Source organism: Variovorax sp. P4_D9 (assembly GCF_056401695.1).
Genome location: NZ_JBFUIU010000780.1, coordinates 1 through 4097, shown reverse-complemented (window position 1 = coordinate 4097; position 4097 = coordinate 1). Strand labels below are relative to the sequence as shown.

5 protein-coding genes are annotated in these 4097 nt (G+C 61.4%); 1 reads left to right on the top strand and 4 read right to left on the bottom strand.

Features of this window, described 5'->3' with window-relative positions; all coding sequences use genetic code 11:
* The 4 genes from AC1DY5_RS45000 to AC1DY5_RS44985 all read right to left on the bottom strand — a co-directional run.
* Nucleotides 1-197 (bottom strand): SDR family NAD(P)-dependent oxidoreductase (locus AC1DY5_RS45000; protein WP_478120885.1); only part of this gene is annotated, 197 nt, incomplete at its 3' end.
* 22 nt (nt 198-219) lie between these two features.
* Entirely contained in the window at nt 220-678 is a 459-nt protein-coding gene (locus AC1DY5_RS44995) for a MaoC family dehydratase (protein ID WP_478120884.1), read from the bottom strand.
* Complete coding sequence (locus tag AC1DY5_RS44990; RefSeq protein WP_478120883.1) at nt 675-2342, bottom strand: acyl-CoA synthetase; 1668 nt, start codon at nt 2340-2342, stop codon at nt 675-677. Before AC1DY5_RS44990 ends, AC1DY5_RS44995 begins: the two co-directional genes overlap by 4 nt.
* On the bottom strand, nt 2339-3085 hold the full coding sequence (locus AC1DY5_RS44985; protein WP_478120882.1) for a nitroreductase: 747 nt from the start codon (nt 3083-3085) through the stop codon (nt 2339-2341). Before AC1DY5_RS44985 ends, AC1DY5_RS44990 begins: the two co-directional genes overlap by 4 nt.
* Nucleotides 3086-3371: 286 nt before the next feature.
* Here AC1DY5_RS44985 and AC1DY5_RS44980 point away from each other — a divergent pair, with 286 nt between their 5' ends.
* Nucleotides 3372-4061 (top strand): Crp/Fnr family transcriptional regulator, encoded by a 690-nt coding sequence (locus AC1DY5_RS44980; RefSeq protein WP_478120881.1) that lies wholly within the window; start codon nt 3372-3374, stop codon nt 4059-4061.
* Nucleotides 4062-4097 lie beyond the last annotated feature (36 nt).

Below are 4097 nucleotides of genomic sequence, written 5' to 3'. Positions count from 1 at the left end.
GCCTGGCCGTCGGCTTCCTGGCTGACGTCGCACCTGACGAAGACACCGCCGATGTCCTTCGCGACTGCCTCGCCCTTGTCCGCCTGCATATCGGCGACGACCACCTTGCCGCCGTTGGCCGCCAGCATTCGCGCAGTGCCTTCGCCGAGGCCCGAAGCGCCGCCGGTCACGATGAAAACCTTGTCTTCAATTCTCATTTCGAATCCTTGTTGCCGCCTTCTAGGCGAGTTCGTTGCCACCTAACGAGTGCGACAAGGCGCTGATACGAACAACGCCAATCGCAGATATGCACACTTCACCTGCTTCATCGCGCATCGACCCATTCATGGTCAGGCGCTGCGCCCCGCGGTCCGGCGCCGTCGCGACCGTGACGACCCATTCCATTTCCACCCTTACGTCAGCGTAGACCGGGCGTCGCAGATCGACATAGAAGGAAACGCCCACTACCGAATGGGTCGCGGCGAAATGCGATGCCGTCAAGCCCAGCAACAACGCGGTCGTATGCGTTCCGCTAGCGATCAATCTGCCGTACCTGCTTGCCGAGGCAACACCAGCGTCATGGTGCAGGGGGTTGGTGTCACCGGCTGCACTCGCGAACGAGCGCACCTGCGCCTCATTGAAGGTGTGACACCCGGAGAACCGATGCCCCACCTCCACCTCCGAAAAGGCCGTGCTCATCCGCGCAGCGACGGCTCTGCCATCCGCGTGATCGCCAACTGGCTGCCCGCCAGCTCACGAAGCCTGAACTTCTGGATCTTTCCAGTGGCGGTTTTCGGAAGGGCCGTGAACACCACTTTGCGCGGACACTTGTAGTGCGCCAAACGGTCCCGGCAAAAGGAAATGACATCTGCCTCGTCTAAAACGGCGGCTCCGGGCTTCATTTCTACGAAGGCGCAAGGCACTTCGCCCCACTTCGGATCAGGCTGCGCAACGACGGCGGCGAAAAGTATCGCTGGGTGCCGGTGCAGCACGTCCTCTACTTCGACGGAGGAAATGTTCTCTMCGCCCGAAATGATCACATCCTTGGAGCGATCGGTAATCTGGACGTATCCCTCCGGATGGACTACCGCAATGTCCCCCGTGTGGAACCAGCCGCCCTCAAAGGCCTTTCGTGTCGAATCTGGATTCTTCAAGTAGCCCTTCATGACGGTGTTGCCTCGGATCACCAGCTCACCAGCCGTCGTCCCGTCCCGAGGCACCGGTCGCATCGTCTCGGCATCAACCACCCGCAGGCCCTCGAGCGCTGCAGCGCGAACGCCCTGGCGCGCTTGAAGGCGAGCCCTTTCTCCCGCGTCAAGTTCGTTCCAAGCCGGCTGCCAGGCGCAACTGACAGGCGTGCCGCTGACTTCTGTGATTCCGTAGACGTGATCGACCTCAAATCCGAGGGACGCGGCTGCCTCAAGCACCGTTGCCGGGGGTGGCGAGCCCGCTGTAAGCACGCGGACTCGCCCCGGCAGCGGGCGTCGCTCGTCCTCGCGCGCATTCACGAGCATGCCCATGAGAGTGGGAGCAGCACAGAAGTGGTCCGCCTTGTGCGTCGCGATGGCGTGATAGATCGCGGCGGCGCCAACTCGGCGCAGACACACGTGCGTGCCCGCAGCCGCTGTGATCGCCCACGTAAAGCACCATCCGTTCGCATGGAACATGGGAAGCGTCCAGAGATAGACTGGCGCTTTCGGCATGGCCCAATCGGTCAGTTGGAGCAGGCTCATGAGGTAGGTGCCGCGATGACTGGGAACGACCCCCTTGGGATCGCCAGTCGTGCCGGAGGTGTAGTTCAAGGCAATGGGCTCCCACTCGTCGGTAGGCCAGACACCTTCGAAAAGCGGATCACCCTTGGCCAGCAGAGTTTCATAGTCGACCACACCGACGGGCTCGGCTTCTGGGCCCTCCGCGTCGTTAATGTCGATGATGACGGGCGGGCTGTCGAGCAGCGCGACCGCTTTGACCGCCAGCGCGGAAAACTCGCTGTCCACCAGCAGTAGTTTCGATTCTCCGTGACGCAGAATGAACGCAAGACCTTCGACGTCCAAGCGCGAGTTGATTGCGTTCAGTACGGCCCCGGAAAGTGGAACGCCGAAATGCGCCTCGAGCATCGCCGGCGTGTTGGGAGCCATGATTGAGACGGTGTCACCACGGCGAATGCCCCGCTGGACCAGAGCGGATGCGAGGCGATAGGCCCGCTCGCGCGTCTCTGACCAGGATTGACGTTGGTCCCCATGAATGATCGCCGTCCGGTCGGGGAAGACGTCAGCCGCCCGATCCAGGAACCTCAACGGCGTGAGCGGCACGTGGTTGGCTGGGTTGCGATCGAGCCCCTGGTTGTAGATCGAAACGCTCATGATGCATCTCCTGCATGCTCTTGCGGATGAAACGTTGTGAAGCTGCTCACCGGCTCTCGATGCGTGACGAGCGTGTTCTCGATGCGTGACATGTCTGCGTATCCGAGACTCATGCCGCATACGAGCATCTGGTTGTCCGGGATCTGCAGTTGATCCGCGATGACGCGATGAAACTTCGTGAAGGCCACCTGAGGACACGTGTCGAGCCCACGAGCTCGCGCGCCGATCATGATGTTCTGGAGGAACATGCCGTAGTCGATGAGGCTCCCCTGCTCCATCACGCGGTCGACTGTGAAGAACAGTCCCACAGGCGCGCCGAAGAAGCGGTAATTGCGTCCATGCTGTGCATGCATTCGATCCTTGTCGCCCTTCTCGATGCCCAGGAGTCCGTAGAGGTCCCAGCCGACCTTGCGGCGACGGTCGACGAACGGTGACATCCACTTCACGGGGTAGTAGTCGTAGGGTTCGCTGAGTTCAGCCCTTCTCGCGGGGTCGTTGTCGATCTCGGCTATGGCCTGGCTGATGCGTTCCTTGGCGTGGCCGCGCACCACATGCACGTGCCAAGGCTGTGTGTTCATGCCTGATGCAGCGTGACGCGCAACGTCCAAGATCTCCGCGACTTGCGCGTCCGTTACATCCTGCGCCAAGAACGCCCTAACGCTGCGTCGCGAAACGATGCACCAATCCACGGCTTGTCGCAGATCCTGCTCAGTGCCCACGGGGGGCAAAACTCTTCGATTCATTTGTCTCCTTGCGCCGTGTTGTCCAGTGCCCAGGCGGCTGGCTGCTTTTCAGGCCGCCTCCGAGCGCTTGGCTGCATGCTAGGGTTCCGCGGTGCTGTTGAATGTCTGGCACATGACAGTTTCGATGACTCCGTCACACAGCGCTGGGATCCGCGGTCTCTCCGACGTCCCTCGCGGCACCGTCACAAAGACCTTGCAAAGGTGGGGGGCAGATCAGGGTTGTCCTCGTGCCGAGACCGCGCGCGAGCTTCGAAAATCATGCCTGCCCGATCTGACACAATTGAGAATGGCCACCATAAGCCGACTGAACGATTTCTTGCTGGCTTCAACCTGGAGCACCGGGCTGACAGAAGTCCAAATGGAGCGCGTCCGTAGGGATGCGTTCCTCCGCGAATACCAGGCTGGCGCCACCGTTTGTGTGCGTGGCCAACCTGCGATCCACTGGATGGGCGTCGTTGAGGGGATGCTGAAGGTCGACAAGGTTGCCGCGGACGGAAGGAGCACCACCTTTGCTGGGGTTCCGTCCGGTTCTTGGTTCGGCGAAGGCGCCGTCATCAAGGGCGAACTCCGGCCGTATGCCGTGGTGGCAATCCGCGATAGCGCAGTGGCCTTCCTGCCTCGGGCCACCTTCCAGTGGCTCATCGATGACAGCTCCTTCTTTAGTCGCTGGGTCATCGATCAGCTCAACGCGCGCCTGGCCCACTATGTCTCGCTCGTAGAGACGTTCAGATTTCAGGATGCCACTGCCCGCGTGGCATTCTGCTTGTCGGAACTGTTCAATCCTCAACTCTATCCGTCTACCGCCAAGCGGCTTGAGATCTCCCAGGAAGAGATCGGCCGCCTGAGCGGTCTGGCGCGCCAGAACACGAACAAGGCGATTCATGAACTGGAGCAGGCGGGCCTCGTCCGCGCCAAGTACGGGACAATCGAAATACTCGACCTGGCAAAGCTGCAGACCATCGGACGAACAGCGTAGCAGGCGATGAAGCGGCGCGGTGCGGCGCCGCAGCAA

Coding starts and splice junctions, on each gene's coding strand:
- AC1DY5_RS44995 (WP_478120884.1), bottom strand. CDS start 678: ATGAGCACGGCCTTTTCGGAGGTGGAGGTGGGGCATCGGTTCTCCGGG.
- AC1DY5_RS44985 (WP_478120882.1), bottom strand. CDS start 3,085: ATGAATCGAAGAGTTTTGCCCCCCGTGGGCACTGAGCAGGATCTGCGA.
- AC1DY5_RS44980 (WP_478120881.1), top strand. CDS start 3,372: ATGGCCACCATAAGCCGACTGAACGATTTCTTGCTGGCTTCAACCTGG.